This window comes from Terriglobus sp. (assembly GCF_965201105.1).
Lineage (GTDB): Bacteria > Acidobacteriota > Terriglobia > Terriglobales > Acidobacteriaceae > Terriglobus.
Map to the genome: position 1 here is coordinate 2396803 of NZ_OZ241741.1, position 17097 is coordinate 2413899.

Below are 17097 nucleotides of genomic sequence, written 5' to 3' on the forward strand. Positions count from 1 at the left end.
GTATTGGTATGAAGTTGCACCTTGCATTGCTCGCCACAGTGCTGCTGCCGTTAGCGGCCGCAGCGCAGACCGAGACTCCACAGAAGCCTCCAACACCGCCGGCCGCAACCCCGGTGCTTCCTCCGGAGCAGACCAACCAGCAGGCTTCGCCAAAGCCCACAGATGACCTGCCGGATACGCCTTCTACAACGGAGGGCATCGTGGTGCCGCCTGAGCCGAACGGTACGACTGCAGTGATCGACACCAGCATGGGCCGGCTCACCTGCCAGTTCTTTCAGAAGCAGGCACCGCTCACCGTAGCCAACTTCATCGGCCTGGCGAACGGGACCAAGGACTACACTGACCCCACCTCGGGCCAGAAGATGACGCACACGCGTTACTACGATGGCACCACGTTTCACCGCGTGATTGCGAACTTCATGATTCAGGGCGGCGATCGCGCGGGGACGGGCCGCGGCGACCCCGGCTACTACATTCCCGACGAGTTCGCGCCCGGTCTGCGTTTCGACCGCGAGGGCCGCCTCGCGATGGCGAACGCCGGTCCCGGCACCGGCGGCTCACAGTTCTTCATTACTGAAGCGCCCGTGCCCGAGCTGAACGGAAAGCACACGATCTTCGGCCAGTGCGACGCGCATTCAGTCATGGTGGTCCGCACCATCGCGCGGGTGGAGAAAGATGCGAGTGACAAGCCGCTGGACCCCGTGATCGTTCGAAGCGTGACCATTGTGCCAGAGGGTCAGCCGCTGCCACCCGAGCCCAAGTTCCCCGGCTCTGAGAAGATTGGGACGCCTGTCGCCCCCACCAACTAGCATCGAACCAGAAGCACGTAAGGAGAAGCACGATTATGGCAGAACGCACACCCGGCAGCTACGCCGTTTTCAACACCAGTGAGGGCACGATTGTGTGCCGCTTGTTCGACCAGGACGCGCCTGAAACGGTGAACAACTTCATCAGCCTTGCCGAAGGCTCGAAGCAGTGGGAGAGCCGGTCCAAGAAGGGCGACAAGCTGTACGACGGCACGATCTTCCACCGCGTGATCCCTGATTTCATGATCCAGGGTGGCGACCCCGAGGGCACCGGCATGGGTGGCCCCGGTTACAAGTTTGCGGATGAGACGCGCGGCTCGCGCCACGGTTTCAACGAGCCGGGCAAGCTGGCCATGGCGAACTCCGGCCCCAACACCAACGGATCGCAGTTCTTCATCACGGTCGCGCCGACCACTTGGCTGACCGGGAAGCACACCATCTTTGGCGAGGTCGTTGAGGGCTACGACGTTGTGGAGAAGATCAGCAAGTTGTCGCGCGACGGCATGGACCGCCCAAAGAAGCCGGTCACGTTGGACTCAGTGGTCATCGAAAAAGTGCAGTAAGATCGCGAAACGTTTGCGAGGAGAGCCGGCCTACGAGCCGGCTCTTTCCTTTTCTGGCGCTGGCGCAGGCGCTAACGATCGGTGTCCAGCGACGCAACGGCCTCGCTCACCGCGTCCAGCATGACCATCTTGCCCGCAGCCGACATGGTCAGGGCGGCAACCGCGGTTCCGGTACACCAGGAACAGAGCTTGCCGAACTGCACCATCTGCCTGCCCAGGTTGAACGCTGCGAACGCCGCATCCGCCGCAAGCTTGCCGCCCAGCAGCGTGCGCGCCCGGCGATTGCGTTTCGCCAGTAGGATCAGCGCGAGCGTCGTGCCAAAGCTCGCGAGACCCAGCATACTGTCCGGAATGCCCAACGGGTGCGCCGAGTCCGATTCGGTAATGCGGTCCGAGCGAAAGACACGTCCCGGAGGATCGGGCAGATGGTCGATGACGCCCGTTTGTTTCAGCGCAATCGGAACCAGCGTGGCAAGCGTCGCGCAACACGCACCAAGCATCACTGCATCCCGCGTTGCGCTGCCCGTTAGCGTCCTTGTGTCATGGTTCATCGCAGGGTCGTGGTTCATCGCAGAGTTATGGTTCATCGCACACCTCGTTTCGCCAGCACGGCGCCGCCGACCGCAAGCAGCGCAAGCCCGGCTGCGATGGCGGTAGTGCGGTGCAGCAGAAAGCTGATCTCCGCGCCCTTTGTGCTGGACCGGTTCGTGAACTTGCCGCGGGCGCTATGGGTCCCGGGCACGTAATCGTCAAGGTTGTCCGGAGCATCCGCCGGCCGTGGCTCGTTTGGAATCTGCTGCGACTTGAATCCTGTCTTGCCCAGGTACAAATCGAGCAGCCCGGGAATGAATCTGGTCCCCACAATCGCGGCCACCGTCGGCATACCGACCCAGTACTCGCGTTGCGGGTGGGCCGCAAGCCCCGCCCGGAGCACAATCTCCGCACACAGCTCGGGATCATAAATGGGAGGGACGGGCTGCGCCATGTTCGCCAAGCGGCTGCGCACCCAACCAAACTGCGTGGTGTTCATCGCCGGCATCTGCACGGTCGTCACTTTCACGTTGCTGCTGCTGTGGTGCAGTTCGCAGCGCAGGGAGTCGGTGAAGCCGTTGATCGCGTGCTTCGACGCGCAATACGCCGATTGCAGCGGGATAGACCGGTACGACAGCGCCGAGCCCACCTGCACGATGGTTCCGTGATCGCGCGGCAGCATGCGCTTGAGCGCGCTCAGAGTTCCATGCACGTACCCGAGGTAGGTCACCTCGGTGACTCGCTTGTATTCTTCGGCCTTCATTTTCGACACGGGTGAGAACACGCTCAGCATCGCATTGTTGACCCAAACGGTGATGGGTCCGAGCTCCTGCTCCACACGCTCGGCAGCGGCTTCCACCGCGTCCGCATCGCTTACATCCAGCGGCAAGACCAGCGCGCGGCCGCCCAGCACTTCGCATTCCTGCGCTGCGGCCTGCAGCGCCTCCGGATTGCGCGCGATCAAACCGATGCTGGCGCCCTGCTTGGCATAAGCATGCGCGATGGCTCGACCCAGGCCGGCGGAAGCTCCGGTGATGACGACGACAAGATTCGATTCCATGCTTGGACGCCCTCCAGAGCAGAGTGACGCTTGCCAAGGGCGGCAAGATGCTTTTGCCCCGCGTCAGCGCTACTTAAGTTGCAAGGAGCGGGAGGTTTCCGTGAGCACACGCGCGGCGAGCGCGGGATCCTTGTGGACCGGCACGCCGTATGTTGAGACGATCTGGCGCAGCCGGCTGGCGTCGGCATGTACGACAGACAGGCCCTTCGCGACCAGATCCAGCATGATTGACACCGCCGTGCTTGCGCCGGGAGAAGCACCCAGCAGCGCGGCCAGCGAGCAGTCCGTGGACCGGATGATCTCCGTCCCGAACTCGAGCTTGCCACCCCTTTTGGGGTCGCCCTTGATGATCTGCACCCGCTGCCCTGCAATCTCCAGGCGCCAATCTTCGCCGCGGGCCGTGGGAACGAACTCACGTAACGCAGCTACGCGATCCCCTTGCGACTGCATGACCTGGCCAATCAGGTATCTCGTCAGTGGTACGTTGGTCGCGCCAGCGCCAAGCATGCTGACCAGATTGCCGGCGCCGATCGAACGCGGCAGGTCGGCAAACGAACCGTTCTTTAAAAACTTGGTGGAGAAGCCGGCAAATGGGCCAAAAAGCAGCTCCCGCTTGTCTTGAATCATGCGCGTGTCCAGGTGCGGCACGCTCATGGGTGGTGCGCCTAGCGCGGGTTTGCCGTAGACTTTGGCCGCGTGCTCCTCGATCACGTCGCGATTGGTACAGCGCAGCCATTGCCCGCTCACCGGGAAGCCGCCATAGCCGCGGCCTTCCGGGATGCCGCTCTTCTGCAGCAGCGGCAATGCCCCCCCGCCTGCGCCCAGGAACACGAATCGCGCGGTCACCCGCGTCTGCGTGCCCGTTTCCAGATTGCGAACCAGCGTGTACCAGCGCCGGTCCGGTAGTTGGTTCAGATCGACGAGCTTGTGCCGAAAGTATGTGGCTCCGCCGTGCGCAGCGATGCGCGCCAGCAGCAGCCGGGTGAGCGCGCCGAAGTCAAGGTCGGTGCCCTCATCCGAGCGCGTTGCGGCGACCGGCTCGGCCGCGGAGCGGTCGCGCATCATCAGGGGAATCCAGTCACGGAGCTGTGCCGGGTCTTCGCTGTAGCGCATGGACGCGAACAGCGGGCTCGCCTGCATCGCGGCAAAACGTCGCCGCAGGAAAGCAACGGCATCCCCGCCAGCGACGAAGCTCATGTGTGGCGTGGAATGAATAAACTGGTCGGGATCGAGGCTGCCCTGGTTTGCCAGCTCCGCCCAGAACTGGCGCGACTGCAGGAACTGCTCGTTGATTTTGACCGCACGATCGATCGCGATGGAACCGTCCGCCTGCTCCGGCGTGTAATTCAACTCACACAACGCGGCGTGGCCTGTGCCCGCGTTATTCCACGCGTCTGAACTCTCTGCAGCGGCCTCACCCAGCGACTCCACGACCGTAACGCGCAGCCCCGGCGAAAGCATCTGCAGCAGCGTGCCCAGCGTGGCGGACATGACACCCGCGCCCACCAGCAAAACATCGGTTTCGGCAGGCAGCGCGGCTGCGTTGATTGCGGGTGTGACCATCTACGCCGCGGCTTTCATGTTCTCTGCGATTCGTGCGGCGAACTCGCTTGTTTTGGCCGTGGTCGCGCCGGGCATGCCTTTCGCGAAATCGACGGTCACGAACTTTTGCTGGATCGTCTGCTCCATTGCGTTTTCGATCAGCTTCGCCGCCTCATGCCAGCCCAGGTGTTCAAAGAGCAGAACACCACACAAGATGACCGATCCGGGATTGACCACATCCTGATCGGCAAGCCGCGGTGCGGTGCCGTGGGTGGCTTCGAATACGGCGAAGCCGTCGCCGATATTCACACCTGGCGCGATGCCAAGCCCGCCTACCTGCGCGGCGGCGGCGTCGGAAAGGTAGTCGCCGTTCAGGTTGGTCGTGGCGAGCACATCGTACTCGGCGGGCTTCAGCAGCAGGTCCTGGAACATGGCGTCGCAGATGCGATCGTTGACCAGTATTTTGTTCTTCCACGCGCCATTGCCGTGCGTGCTGCCGATGGCGGCGAGCACTGCCTTGACCTCGGCAACGATCTTTTCGCCGAAGCTGGCCGGCGCGAAGCTGATGCCCGGCTCAACGATCGCGGCGATCGATTCGGGCGTTGCGTTCGCGTCCTTCTCTAGCGCACCCAGAATCCAGCTTTCGCGCTCGGTCACGATCTTGTCGCGGAACTCCTGCGTGGCGACCTCATAACCCCACTCGCGAAAGGCGCCTTCGGTGAACTTTTGGATGTTGCCCTTGTGCACGATGGTGACGACCTTGCGGCCGCCGTCTACGGCATATTGCAGCGCGGCGCGAACGAGGCGCTTGGAACCGTGCACGCTGATCGGCTTCAGGCCGATGCCGGCATCGTCGCGCAGACGCTTCTTGGTATTGCCGAGCAGCTCGGTGTTCACGAAGTCGCGCAGCTTTGCCACATCGGCCGAGCCTTCCTTAAACTCGATGCCGGCGTAGATGTCTTCCGTGTTCTCGCGGAAGATCACCACGTCGACTTCGTCGGGCTTGTTCATGGGGCTGGGCACGCCCGCGTAGTGCCGGACCGGCCGCACGCACTGGTACAGGTCCATGGTCTGGCGCAGTGTCACGTTCAACGAGCGGATACCGCCGCCGACTGGCGTGGTCAGCGGACCTTTGATGGAGACGCGGTAATCTATGCAGGCCTGCACCGAATCCTGCGGCAGCCAGTCGTTGTGCAAACGGTAGGCCTTTTCGCCGGCGAGAATCTCGAACCACTCCACGCGGCGCTTGCCACCGTAGGCCTGCTCCACCGCGGCATCCATTACCGCGCGTGCGTTCTTCCAGATGTCGCGGCCGGAACCGTCGCCCTCAATGAACGGAATGATTGGGTAATCGGGGACGGTGTAGCTGCCGTTGCTGTACTGGATGGGCTGGCCGGAGTCGGGCGGACGTACGCCGTTGTAGGTCTCTTGCATACCTTTCAAAGCGTATCAGCGCGTGATTCCGGCCCGCAACGTAGCGCGCCTGGCGACGGACGGTAAGCGGCACGAATCAGGCCTACTGGCGCGTGCCGTACCACTGCTGCAACGGCAGCCATCGGCCATCCGGCTGCAGCATCTCAAACGCACCGTTCAGCACTTCCTTGCCGGTTTCCGTGTCGACATTGTGCTCATACCGCAGACGCACACGCGGGCCGAGCTCCGCAGGGTCAGAATCGAAGACGACAAAGTCGCGCCTGCCCAGCGTGGAGGTGGACGCCTGCACGGTGAGGTTCATCATGTAGTGAATTACATGGCCTTCGTTGTCGAAGCTGATGGCCTGCAGCGGTGCTCCGGGCGAATCCTGGAAGATGTAGAACAGGTCTCTCCGGCCGCAGGCGGCTTGCTTTGCCGCATCGCAGTTCGCATCCGTGACGCTCTGCCGGGCGAGCACATGGCCGTTTAACTCACGGATGAAGCTGTAGGAGCCTAGCAAAGTGCGGCCGTCCCGCGAAGTCGCTGTCCATGTTCCCTCGAGGAAGTGCACGGTATCGAGTGACAACAGCGGCACCGGTGTGCCGGTGGTGGTGATCTGCGAGGCGCCGGGCGCGGGCAAAGCCGGCACCTGAGCCCGAGTGACACAAGGCACAACCGCGAATGCGCACGATAGCAGGAGGGCATGGAAGCGGAGCATGCCTCCATGGTATGCGACTCCTCCCCCCTCCCCCGCATTGTGCCAAGTTCTTCTTTCCAAGCGGTTTAGCTCTGCTCTCCGTTGCAAATTCTTCTTGCGCAATAACTTACGCGCAGGTTCCTGAAACGCAATGACTTAAGAGTGAGTGCACACCTTGTGGTGCACTCACTTTTCGCGGGAGCGAAGGTCAGTCGTGGCCCAACTGGGTTGCAATCACGTTCGGATCCGACGTCATCGCCGGACGCTGCCACAGTATCGTAAGTAAGCCGCCGGCAACAATCAGCACCCCGCCCACCAGCACGGGCAAGGTCGGCTTCGCCTTGAACGCGATGTAGTTCGTGACCTGAAAGACGATGTACAGCAGGGCCACGTACAGGCCGACCACCTTGCCGAACTCGACTGGTGCGAGATTCAGACTGGTGCCATACAGGGTGAGCAACACAGCGCCGGTCAGAAAATAGCCGATACGGATCGACCACACGTGGGAATGAATAGCGTTGCGCAGCAACGCATCACCCGCGGCCTCAAAAATCGTTGCCGCCAGCACAAACAAAAAGATTTTCATGCGGCCACCTGCTCTGCATTCGCATGGCCGCGCTGCATGGTGGCGATCACGTCGGTGTACTTGTTACCGGCGCCGGTGTTGAAGATCACCACGCGATCGCTGTGGCTCAGAAAGCCGTTCTCGATCAGCCGGTCATAGGCAGCTGTTGCGGCTGCACCCTCCGGACTGAGCAGGATTCCCTCTTTGCTGCCCCAATCCTGAATGGAGCGGAAGATCTGGTCGTCCGTTTGCGAGAGCACCGTGCCGCCGGACTCGCGCACCGCCTGCAGGATCAGGTAATCGCCATACGGCTTGGGCACGCGAAGGCCGCTGGCCAGCGTGTGCGCATTCATGAACATGTCGCTTGCATCCTTTCCTTGCTCAAACGCGCGCGTGACCGGTTCGCAACCTGCGGCCTGCACGGCGATCATCTTCGGCCGCTTGCCGGTGACCCAGCCGAGCTCTTCCATCTCTTGAAATGCCTTCCACATGCCGATCAGGCCCACGCCACCGCCTGTGGGGTAAAACACCGCGTCCGGGTATGTCCAGCCGAGTTGCTCCACCAGTTCGTAGCCCATCGTCTTCTTGCCTTCGACGCGAAACGGCTCCTTGAGCGTGGACACATCGAACCAGCCTTCGCGCTCTTTGCGTTCAGCAACGATCCTGGCGCAGTCACTGATGAGCCCATCCACCAGCGTCATCTTCGCGTCGTACGCCAGGCACTCAACCTGGTTGGCCAGCGGTACATCCTGCGGCATGAAGATGTGCGCTTCCATACCGGCGGCTGCGGCGTACGCTGCCAGCGCGCCACCGGCGTTGCCGGCACTCGGCACAGCCAGTTTGTGCAGACCGTAGTGCCGCGCCATGGTCACGGCCAACGAGAGTCCGCGCGCTTTGAAGGTGCCGGTCGGGTTCGCGCCTTCCTCCTTCAGCCAGACGTTGCGATAACGGCGGCTACGCAGCATGGGCGTCCACCCTTCCTTCAGCGTGACCGGCTCCGCGTCAGGCAATACCGCGGCGTACCGCCACATGCTGTCAACCGGTGCAACCTGGCCGCGCGGGTCGGTTCCCTTCAGGCGCGACAAATCGTAGCGGACATAAAACGTGCCCGCACACACGGGGCAAAGCGTCTTGGGTGTTTCGGCAGTTTCAGTGTGGTGGCAACGGGAACACTCAAGGTGGTCGATCTTCGGCATCACCTTAAGAATAGAGAAGTTTGATGGATCCAGAGCAGAAGGCAGTTATGCAGCGCGCCTTAACGCACCTGCAGCAAAGACCGAAGCCCGAGCGTTTTGCACGCGCGGGCTTCGGTTGAACTTGCGTGGCCACGTTCAAACGGCAATGGTGAAGCTGTCCTCGGTGCGCGTGACGGCGTTGTAGAGCGTGTCGCGCTCAAAGGGCTCTCGGCCTGCTTCGCGGATCAGGCGTTCCAGCTCTGCGCGGCGCATGCCCTGCGGTGTGGTGGCACCAGCGTCGTGGTAGATCTTTTCTTCCACGACGGTTCCATCAATGTCGTCCGCGCCGAAGCGCAGCGAAATCTGCGCCATCTTGGGCGTGACCATCTGCCAATAGCTTTTCACGTGCGGAAAATTGTCGAGCAACAGCCGCCCCACCGCGATCTGGCGCATATCGTCGAAGCCCGTGGTGCGTGGCAAATGCCCGAGCACCGTATTTTCCGGGTGGAATGCGAGAGGGATAAACGTTTGGAACCCGCCGGTCTCATCCTGTACGGCGCGCAGCTTCAGGATGTGATCGACGCGGTCTTCCTCGTTTTCGATGTGACCGTAGAGCATGGTGGCATTGGAACGCAGGCCGGCCTGGTGCACCATCTTCGCCGTGTCCAACCATTCGCCGCCGTCAATCTTGTGGTCACAGATGATGTGACGGACACGGTCGGCGAAGATTTCCGCGCCTCCACCGGGGCAGGAGTCCACACCGGCTTCCTTCATCTTTTCCAGCGTTTGCGGGATGGTAAGCTTTGCACGCTTCGCGAGAAAGGCAACTTCGACCATCGTGAATGCCTTGATGTGCACCTGCGGGAATCGCTCCTTCAGACCGCGCACCAGGTCCAGGAAGTATTCGAAGGGCAGGTCAGGATGCAGACCACCGACAATGTGAAACTCGGTCACCGCCTCGCTGTACCCCGAAGCCGCTGAGGCCCAGGCCTCTTCCAGCGCCATGGTGTAGGTGCCCTCGGCACCCTTTTTGCGGCCAAATGCGCACAGCCGGCACGACGCAACGCACACGTTGGTCGGGTTAATGTGCCGGTTCACGTTGAAGTACGTGCGGTTGCCGTGCAGGCGTTCGCGCACCAGATTCGCCAGCCAGCCGACTGCAAGGATGTCGGGCGACCGATACAGCGCCACGCCGTCCTGTGCGCTCAGCCGCTCGCCCTGCTTCACCTTTTCAGCGACGGGCCAGAGCGCGGCGTCGTCGGTCTGGAACTCGTGACGCGGACGGCCTGTGAGCGATTCATTCATGGCATCAGTTTAGACGCGGAATGACACCAACCCGATGCGGACCTTTGCAAACGGAACAAGGCGCACCGCCGAAGCGGCACGCCCTGTTTGTTGACCCGGCGAAGCTGTTACTTCTCGCGCGAAGCCACCATGCGCGGCTCCAGCACCATACCGTCATAGTCGGTCACGCCGACCAGGTGGTCGCCCACCGGGCGAGCCTGGCGAAGGTGCCAACCGCTGTCCCAATACTTGACGGACATGTCTGGCTCGTTGACCGCGAAGACCACCGTGCCGGGCTGGTACGAGGTGACCAGCACACGCTGGCCCTTCGCGTCGTAGTAGATGCCGCTGATGTTCGGCACGAAGAGCCCCTTCTGGGTGTGCCAGGTGGCGCCGTCATCCTCCGAAAGAAAGATGCCCTCGCGGCCGCCTGCCCAGATGTGGCCGTTGTTGTCGACAGCGACCGCTGCGAGCTGTGTCAGCTCGGTCGGAATCGTAATCGGATGGAAGTTGACGCCTTTGTCCGTGGACAAGGAAATCTGCTTCAGGTTTGCGACGGCGACCCGCGGCCCCTGTGCCGCGACAAAGCGCCAACCGATGCCGTTCAGTGAACGAATGCGGTTCCAGGTCTTGCCTTCGTCACCGGAGTAGAGCAGGCCCTCTTCGGTCGCGGCAAAAACTCGCTCATCGTTGTTCGCCAGCGCGTACACGCCGGTCGAGGATTCCTGCGGGGGCACGTTGCGGACCGGCGCGGAACTGACCGACAGGCTGCGCTTGCCACTTTTGACCGGGGCCACGGAGGAGGTGCGCTGGCGCGTGCGGCCCGCCTGCGCTGCATTGCTGCCCGCACGGTCGCGCGCTGCCGAGCTCTTGCGAACCACGGTAGCCGGCTTGACCGCACGATCCTCTTCTTCGGGCGGCAGTGCGAGTGTCAGACCGGAGGGCTTCCACATGCCATCTGCCATGCGGTAGATGCCATGACGCGTGCCGGCCAGCACTGTTCCGCCGGGCGTTTCCCCAAGCGAGAAGACATCCGCGCCGTTCAAACCGGCACTCTGCTGCTGCCAGTTTTGCCCGCCATCGTCGCTGGTGAACACGCCACCGGCGGCCTTGTCGTTCAGCACGCCGACGTACAGCTTCGAATCGTTCTTCGGGTCCTGCGTGACGGCAGAAATCTGCCGGGAGGAGAAGCCCTTGTTGGCGGACTCGAACGTCTTGCCACCGTCGGAGGACACCAGCACACCAGTACGATCTGTCGCCAGCATGACATGATTGCTGTCGGTCGGGTCAACGTTGACGTCGTTGATGATCCAGGAGGAGCTGCCGTTACGCTCAAAGGTGTGGCCGCTGTCGGCAGTGCGCCAAAGCCCCTCGGTGGTACCCGCAAACACCACGTTGGTCTGCTTGCCATCTTCCATCAGCACGCGGGTACGGCGCGCGGAACTCGGAATGCCCTGCACCTTGGCGAATTGCGCACCGGCGTCCGTGCTGCGGTAGATTCCCGAGCAGGCCGAAAGGTAAACCTTCGCTGCATCGGAAGGGTCGACAATGATGGAAAAAACGTCGGAATCGTCGATGATGCCCTGGTGCATGCTGGCCCAGTGTTCGCCGCCGTCCGTCGTCTTCCAGGGCAGGTGCCACGTGCCGGCATAGATAGTGCGGGGGTCTTTCGGATCGATTGCGATCGACTCGACTTCGTGGATTTCACCATTGCCTGCGGGCGAGATCAGGGTCCAGCTAGTTCCGCCGTCCGTGGTGCGGAACACACCGTCCAGCGCGCCAATCACGATCGTGTTGGGATCGCTGGGCGCCATCGTCATGGCGCGGACAGAGTGACCCTTCATCTGCGCGTTGGAGGTCCAGGTCTTGCCGCCGTCCTCAGAAACGTAAAGGCCGCCATCGGCACGGTCGAGCACCCAGGCGCCCACCAGAATGTGCTTCGGGTTTTTCGGGTCGACGACGATGTTGTCGAGAGCGAGGTCGTCGCGCTTGCCGACGCGCGCCAGACGGTTCCAGGTGTGGCCGCCATCGTGCGTGTCGTAAATGGTCCCGGTCAAGGAACCGAGGTACACGTGGTTGTGATCGCTGGGGTCGGCTGCAAAGGCACGGGCGTCGCCACCATCGGGTCCGAACGGAAGCCAATTCGTCTGGCTGGAAGCCGCGGTGCAGGCGGACACGGCAAGCGAACACGATAGGCAGAGGCGGAGCAAAGACTTCATGAGTTTCCTTTGGTGAGAGCTTTCCCTAATTTTAGGAGCGCGAGGTGGCTTCGGGGGGAACCAACGATGGCACGTATGTGGCATCGCGAGGCTGCTTTTCGCACAAAAACGCTGGGCACCCAGAAACGACTCCAGTCCCAGGTTGGACGGAGCCGGGCACCAAAAGAAACGGCTGGCCAGATTGGCCAGCCGTTTCCGGTTAGGGATTGCAGGTTACTTGCGGCGGTGGTGGCGGCGGTGTGCCGGGCCGGCGGTGCGGGACTGCGCCCGAACCGTGGACTCGTCCACTGCAGTACCGTAGTCGCCGGTGGTGGCGCCTGCCGGGATCAGCGTGTTGGTGACAGTGTTGTCATCGCTGGTGCCGGTGTAGACCGTGATGCGGGACGGATCGATACCAGCGCCGCCTTCACCGTGGGTCAGGTATTCTTTCTCGTTGACGGCGCGCTGTGCACCGAGCTTGCCCTTGCCATTACCGGTGACAGCGAGCTTGGAGTCAGCCGAACGGTTCAGGTTCTGTGCGATCTGATCCAGGCAGGCCTTGGCTTCGTTATCGACGCGAGCCGGACGGCGCTTGTCGTTATTGAAGGTGATCGTGCAGAGCTGCTGCGTGCTGGCAACGACTGGCGCCGGCGGTGCAGTTACCGAGACGGTCGTGGTGGCGGAAGCATTCTGGCCCTTGTCATCTGCGACGTTGCAGGTGACGGTGATGGTGCCAGGCGCCGCGCCCACGGTCGACAGGGTTGCCGTCGAGGTGGTGCCGGAGATGGAGCCAGACGTTGCCGAATAGCTATAGGTCAGCGGACGGCCCTGCGGGCTGTTCGCCATGGAGGTGATGGTGGACGAGTCGCCCGGGTTCACCGACGACGGCGAGGCCGAGCAGGTGATGGTGGGCGGCTGCGGCGGGTTGATCGTGAACGGCACGGTGCAGTCCGCGAACTGGCCAGCCTTGGCGCCTTCGCTTACGTGACCCTTCACGTTGTAGGTTCCGGCGTTCAGGCCATTGGTGTCGATGTTCGCCACATTGCTGGTGCCAGTGATCTTGCCACCGTCAGAGGTCCAGCTGTAGGTCGCAGTCTTTTTCGGGTTCAGGTTGGTCGCGGTGCCGGTCACAGTGACCGGGTCACCCGCGTAGGCCGAGGTCGGGCTGACCACGCAGGAGTACATGACTGGCGGCGGCGGCACGATGGAGCCGAACTTCATGACAAGGCCGGTCGAAAGACGGGCGTTGTTGATGTTGGCGCGGCCACCGAGGATGCCGCGGTTCTGCTGGGTCGTTCCGACCGGGAAGTATGGACCGAAATCCTCGTGGAAGTAGACATAGTCCGCTTGGAACAGACGCAGGCCGAAACGGAAGCCGCCGATCTTCGGCAGGTCGTAATCCATACCGCCACCAGCGGTAAGGGTCGGTCCCCACTGGTAGGGCTCGACGTAAAACTGCTGGGTAAGCGTCGTGTTGTTGTTGTTCGGACCACCTACGCGCGCACCACCGGCCAGGCCGTGGGCGAACAGGGTGAAGTACTGCAGGGGGGCACGCACTGCAAGACCGCCCGAAGCGAAGTAGGCGGCGTCATTCCTGCCACCCGGGTGCGCGGAGAACTCCAGCTGAGCACCGACGTACTTGTTGAACCAGTACGTACCGCTACCAATCGCACCCTCGTCAATCGACGCATAGCCGATGTTTGCAGGCTTCACCACGCCGTGCGGACCAAGGTAGGAATACCCACCAAACAGGTCAATGCGCGACGGGTTAGGACCTGTGGGCGGCGCAGATGCGGCACCGGTGGTCGTTTGCGCACCCAGGCTGAGTGCGCCTAGACCGACTGCGCTTGCAGCCAGTACACACCGGCCTAGCTTGCGAAACTGCTGAGAAAACATCGAGATTACCTCCGCGGAAATACTTGCCAATGAACACGGGCTTTTCTGAGTTGCAGCCCGCACTTTGCTTGAAGCGCGATTGAAGTGTATAGCAGACTTTTTCAAACGCAACGCAAAAATCTGCGACGAAACGCGAATAAAGACCAAGAAACATTCAACAAGCAGTGGTTGTTTACACCAGCTTGTTGCATTTGCAGCTGCGTTCAGAACCGATTCAGTAACGCGCTGCTATCCGTTGTATGCCTCATCCGATGTTCAAAGTTCGGCTCGCGCTGCTTAGATCCTTGTCGATATTTGCGACAAGTCCCGACTTGCGACAGCCGGCGCCAGAAATGGCAGCCTTAACAGCGAAACGGCATCCCCGGAGGAGACGCCGTTTCCAAGCTTTGAACTCGTGAGCCGGTTGCGAGCGGGCAGCGGCACTATGCCAGGTTCAGGCTGCGCTTGATGGATCCCCGTTCCGCCTGGATCTTTTCCTGCAACAGCGTGATTGCGTACAGCAGCTGCTCCGGCCGCGGCGGGCATCCCGGCACGTAAATGTCCACGGGGATGATCTGGTTTACACCCTGCAGCAGAGCGTAGTTGTTGAACACTCCGCCTGAGGTGGCGCATGCTCCCATGCTGATGACCCACTTGGGCTCCGGCATTTGCTCGTAAAGGCGGCGAATCACCGGCGCCATCTTTTGCGAAACACGGCCGGCAACGACCATCAGGTCGCTTTGCCGGGGGGAAGGCCGGAACACCTCCGCGCCGAAGCGCGCAATGTCATAGCGGGAACCGCCCATGCTCATCATTTCAATGGCACAGCAGGCCAGGCCGAACGTCATTGGCCACACGGAGTTCTTGCGGACCCAGTTGACCGCAGCGTCCATGGAGGCAAGGACCACGCCTTCCGGCTGCTGCGGTCCCCAACTCACCTCACGCAGCTTTTCCTGGTTCTTGCCGAAGGAATCCAGCGTGCCGAAAAAATAACGGTCGTTCTGCTCGGGGCTGGTTGGACGGCCGTTGGCTGTGGTCTCTTCCGCGGGAGTGCGCATATGCACATTGTAGCCATTCAGCGGCGGCAGTTGCCCCCGAAAGCCGGCACCGTGACGCGAAATCGCAGTCGCAGCAGCGCGCCCAAAGGCGACGGCGACCCGTTCGTGCGGAGCGTATGCGCCGTCTGCTCAAAGTGCGAGGCGACAGTTGCCGCAGCCGCCGTCTGGTCCGCGGTGCCACCGGCGATCTCCGCGTCAACAATCTGCAGCGTCGCTTCCGGTGCGGCGGCAAGCAGTCGCGATAACGCGGCCGCGGCGGAACGGTCGTCGGGGTTGCGCAGGGTGGCTTGGTAAATCGCCTCGGCTTGCGCCGTTTGCGCCGGCGTAGTGAAGAACCGGAAGCGGCGCGGGTTCCAGGCGATAGCGTCCTGCGCGCGAAACGCGAAATCCGTGGAGATCAGGATCGGCGTGGGCGACCGGTACGGCGGGTTGGCCAGCTCCGCCGCATCGTGCGGAGGACGCTTCCCGCCATGGGGCAAGACACGCACAATCCAGCCGGCTGGCACGGCCTCAAGCTTCAGGTCCAGGGCTGGGGAGATTGCAGCTTGCCAGGCCTCCCCTTGCTGAACCTCGCCTTCCAGCACGTGCGGCTTGCATTCCTGCCGGCGCGCAACCAAGTTGACCGAGAACAGGAGTGCGACCCCAGCAAGGGACCGGAGGTGACGAAGCCAGGTGTGGGTTTGAGTCTGCATGGATTTCTGCTTCGTCCTGTACAGTAACGGAAACAGCTCAACCACAGTTGTGTTCCGGCTGCGCACAATGGCGCGCCGCGATGCCCTGTCTCCGCCTTCACACCTGGGGGCGGGCGGACGGTCCTCCTTCCCTGAACGTGAAAGGTCGAACTGCCCATGCGTGAATGTCTGCGACGGCTGATGTTGCCAGTGTGTTGCCTTCTTTTGCTGAGTGTGCCGCCTGCCCGTGCACAGATCGCGGCCGGCCCCGGCCCCAACGTACACGGTGTGAGCGCCGCGGCGGCGCCCGTCTCCGACGCCGCGCAAGAGAAGCGCATGGCGGCGCTTGAAAAGCAGAACGCCGACCTGCAGAACGCGATCGCAAACGCGCAAATGGCGGGCGACAACGGATGGATGCTCGTCTCAAGCGCGCTTGTGCTGATGATGAGCGCGCCGGGCCTGATCCTGTTTTACGGCGGCCTGGTGCGGCGCAAAAACGTGCTGGGCACGATGATGCAGACCATGGCGATGATGGGCATCATCAGCGTGTTGTGGGCCCTGGTGCTGTATTCGCTGGCGTTCGGGCACGGCAACAGCTTTATCGGCAGCTTTGAACACGTCTTTCTAAGAGGCGTCGGCCTTGCGCCCAGCGCATACGCACCGACCATCCCCGAACAGACTTTTATGATCTTCCAGATGATGTTCGCCATCATCACGCCGGCACTGATCACCGGCGCCTTTGCCGAGCGCATGAAATTTTCGGCGACATGCGTGTTTCTGACGCTCTGGTCGATTGTCGTGTACGCGCCCATGGCGCACATGGTCTGGGGCGTCGGGGGCCTGTTGAATGCATCAGGCGGCCGCATTCCATGCCTCGACTTCGCGGGCGGCACGGTGGTCCACATCACCAGCGGCGTCTCAGCCCTGGTCGCGGCGCTTTATCTTGGGAAACGGATCGGCTACCCACGTGAGCCCATGCCACCGCACAGCGTGGTGCTCAGCTGCATTGGGGCGGGCCTGCTGTGGGTGGGCTGGTTCGGCTTCAACGCTGGTTCGGCGCTGAACGCGGGAACACTGGCGACCAGCGCGTTTGTAACGACTCATCTGGCCGCTGCTGCCGCCGCAAGCGGATGGACGCTTGCCGAGTGGCTGAAAACAGGCAAGCCCACCGCACTGGGCGCGATCAGTGGCGCGGTTGCGGGCCTGGTCGGCATCACGCCTGCGTCCGGCTTCGTTACGCCGATGTCTGCCCTTTGGATCGGCCTGCTGGTGGGTATCTTCTGCTTCAGCATGGTCTTCTTCGTGAAGAACAAGTTCGGCTACGACGACTCACTGGATGCCTTCGGCGTTCACGGGGCGGGCGGAACGCTGGGCGCCATTCTGACGGGGGTCTTCGCCACGGCGGCGGTCAACCCGGTGTACGGCGCGGGCAAGGCGGTCGGTCTGGCCGATGGAAACGGGCATCAGGTGACGAATCAGTTCATCGGCGTGGGCATCGCGTGGGTAGGCTCGGCTGTCGGCACGCTCATCCTGCTCTTCCTGGTCGATAAGCTGATTGGTCTGCGCGTCACCACGGCAGATGAGGCGGAAGGCCTGGATCTGTCGCAGCATGGGGAAGAGGGCTACCACTCCGAGCTGGCGGCGCACTAAGCTGACTAG

Annotated in this window: 15 protein-coding genes; 3 read left to right on the forward strand and 12 right to left on the reverse strand. The window is 62.4% G+C overall.

The window, feature by feature from the left end:
• The first annotated feature begins 8 nt into the window (after nucleotides 1-8).
• Both ACOFKT_RS10435 and ACOFKT_RS10440 read left to right on the forward strand, forming a co-directional pair.
• Nucleotides 9-809: a peptidylprolyl isomerase gene (locus tag ACOFKT_RS10435; protein WP_419803934.1), complete on the forward strand. Its 801-nt coding sequence runs from the start codon at nucleotides 9-11 to the stop codon at nucleotides 807-809.
• 35 nt (nucleotides 810-844) lie between these two features.
• Nucleotides 845-1369: a peptidylprolyl isomerase gene (locus ACOFKT_RS10440; RefSeq protein ID WP_419803935.1), complete on the forward strand. Its 525-nt coding sequence runs from the start codon at nucleotides 845-847 to the stop codon at nucleotides 1367-1369.
• 71 nt (nucleotides 1370-1440) lie between these two features.
• On the opposite strand, the gene ACOFKT_RS10445 is transcribed toward ACOFKT_RS10440, so the two are convergent.
• The 12 genes from ACOFKT_RS10445 to ACOFKT_RS10500 form a co-directional block, all read right to left on the reverse strand.
• Nucleotides 1441-1956: a vitamin K epoxide reductase family protein gene (locus ACOFKT_RS10445; protein WP_419803936.1), complete on the reverse strand. Its 516-nt coding sequence runs from the start codon at nucleotides 1954-1956 to the stop codon at nucleotides 1441-1443.
• Nucleotides 1953-2960, reverse strand: a complete 1008-nt coding sequence (locus ACOFKT_RS10450; RefSeq protein ID WP_419803937.1) for an SDR family oxidoreductase — start codon at nucleotides 2958-2960, stop codon at nucleotides 1953-1955. Before ACOFKT_RS10450 ends, ACOFKT_RS10445 begins: the two co-directional genes overlap by 4 nt.
• A 69-nt stretch (nucleotides 2961-3029) precedes the next feature.
• Nucleotides 3030-4523: a malate dehydrogenase (quinone) gene (gene mqo / locus ACOFKT_RS10455; RefSeq protein WP_419803938.1), complete on the reverse strand. Its 1494-nt coding sequence runs from the start codon at nucleotides 4521-4523 to the stop codon at nucleotides 3030-3032.
• Nucleotides 4524-5936 (reverse strand): isocitrate dehydrogenase (NADP(+)), encoded by a 1413-nt coding sequence (gene icd / locus ACOFKT_RS10460; protein ID WP_419803939.1) that lies wholly within the window; start codon nucleotides 5934-5936, stop codon nucleotides 4524-4526.
• A gap of 82 nt (nucleotides 5937-6018) precedes the next feature.
• Nucleotides 6019-6555 (reverse strand): hypothetical protein, encoded by a 537-nt coding sequence (locus ACOFKT_RS10465; protein ID WP_419803940.1) that lies wholly within the window; start codon nucleotides 6553-6555, stop codon nucleotides 6019-6021.
• Nucleotides 6556-6820: 265 nt separating this feature from the next.
• A complete protein-coding gene (locus ACOFKT_RS10470; RefSeq protein ID WP_419803941.1) occupies nucleotides 6821-7198 on the reverse strand; it encodes a hypothetical protein in 378 nt (125 codons plus the stop codon).
• Nucleotides 7195-8373: a threonine synthase gene (locus ACOFKT_RS10475; protein WP_419803942.1), complete on the reverse strand. Its 1179-nt coding sequence runs from the start codon at nucleotides 8371-8373 to the stop codon at nucleotides 7195-7197. Before ACOFKT_RS10475 ends, ACOFKT_RS10470 begins: the two co-directional genes overlap by 4 nt.
• A 135-nt stretch (nucleotides 8374-8508) precedes the next feature.
• Nucleotides 8509-9657 (reverse strand): aminofutalosine synthase MqnE, encoded by a 1149-nt coding sequence (gene mqnE / locus ACOFKT_RS10480; RefSeq protein ID WP_419803943.1) that lies wholly within the window; start codon nucleotides 9655-9657, stop codon nucleotides 8509-8511.
• 107 nt (nucleotides 9658-9764) lie between these two features.
• The gene (locus ACOFKT_RS10485) at nucleotides 9765-11855 is read right to left on the reverse strand and encodes a WD40/YVTN/BNR-like repeat-containing protein (protein WP_419803944.1); all 2091 of its coding nucleotides are present in this window, start codon (nucleotides 11853-11855) and stop codon (nucleotides 9765-9767) included.
• 213 nt (nucleotides 11856-12068) lie between these two features.
• On the reverse strand, nucleotides 12069-13730 hold the full coding sequence (locus ACOFKT_RS10490; RefSeq protein WP_419803945.1) for a hypothetical protein: 1662 nt from the start codon (nucleotides 13728-13730) through the stop codon (nucleotides 12069-12071).
• A gap of 422 nt (nucleotides 13731-14152) precedes the next feature.
• On the reverse strand, nucleotides 14153-14767 hold the full coding sequence (locus tag ACOFKT_RS10495; RefSeq protein ID WP_419803946.1) for an NADH-quinone oxidoreductase subunit B: 615 nt from the start codon (nucleotides 14765-14767) through the stop codon (nucleotides 14153-14155).
• Between the two features lie 17 nt (nucleotides 14768-14784).
• Entirely contained in the window at nucleotides 14785-15459 is a 675-nt protein-coding gene (locus ACOFKT_RS10500; RefSeq protein ID WP_419803947.1) for a hypothetical protein, read from the reverse strand.
• A gap of 315 nt (nucleotides 15460-15774) precedes the next feature.
• Between ACOFKT_RS10500 and ACOFKT_RS10505 the strand changes: the two genes are divergently transcribed.
• Nucleotides 15775-17088, forward strand: coding sequence for an ammonium transporter (locus ACOFKT_RS10505; protein ID WP_419807148.1), 1314 nt, complete (start codon nucleotides 15775-15777; stop codon nucleotides 17086-17088).
• The last annotated feature ends 9 nt before the right edge of the window (nucleotides 17089-17097 follow it).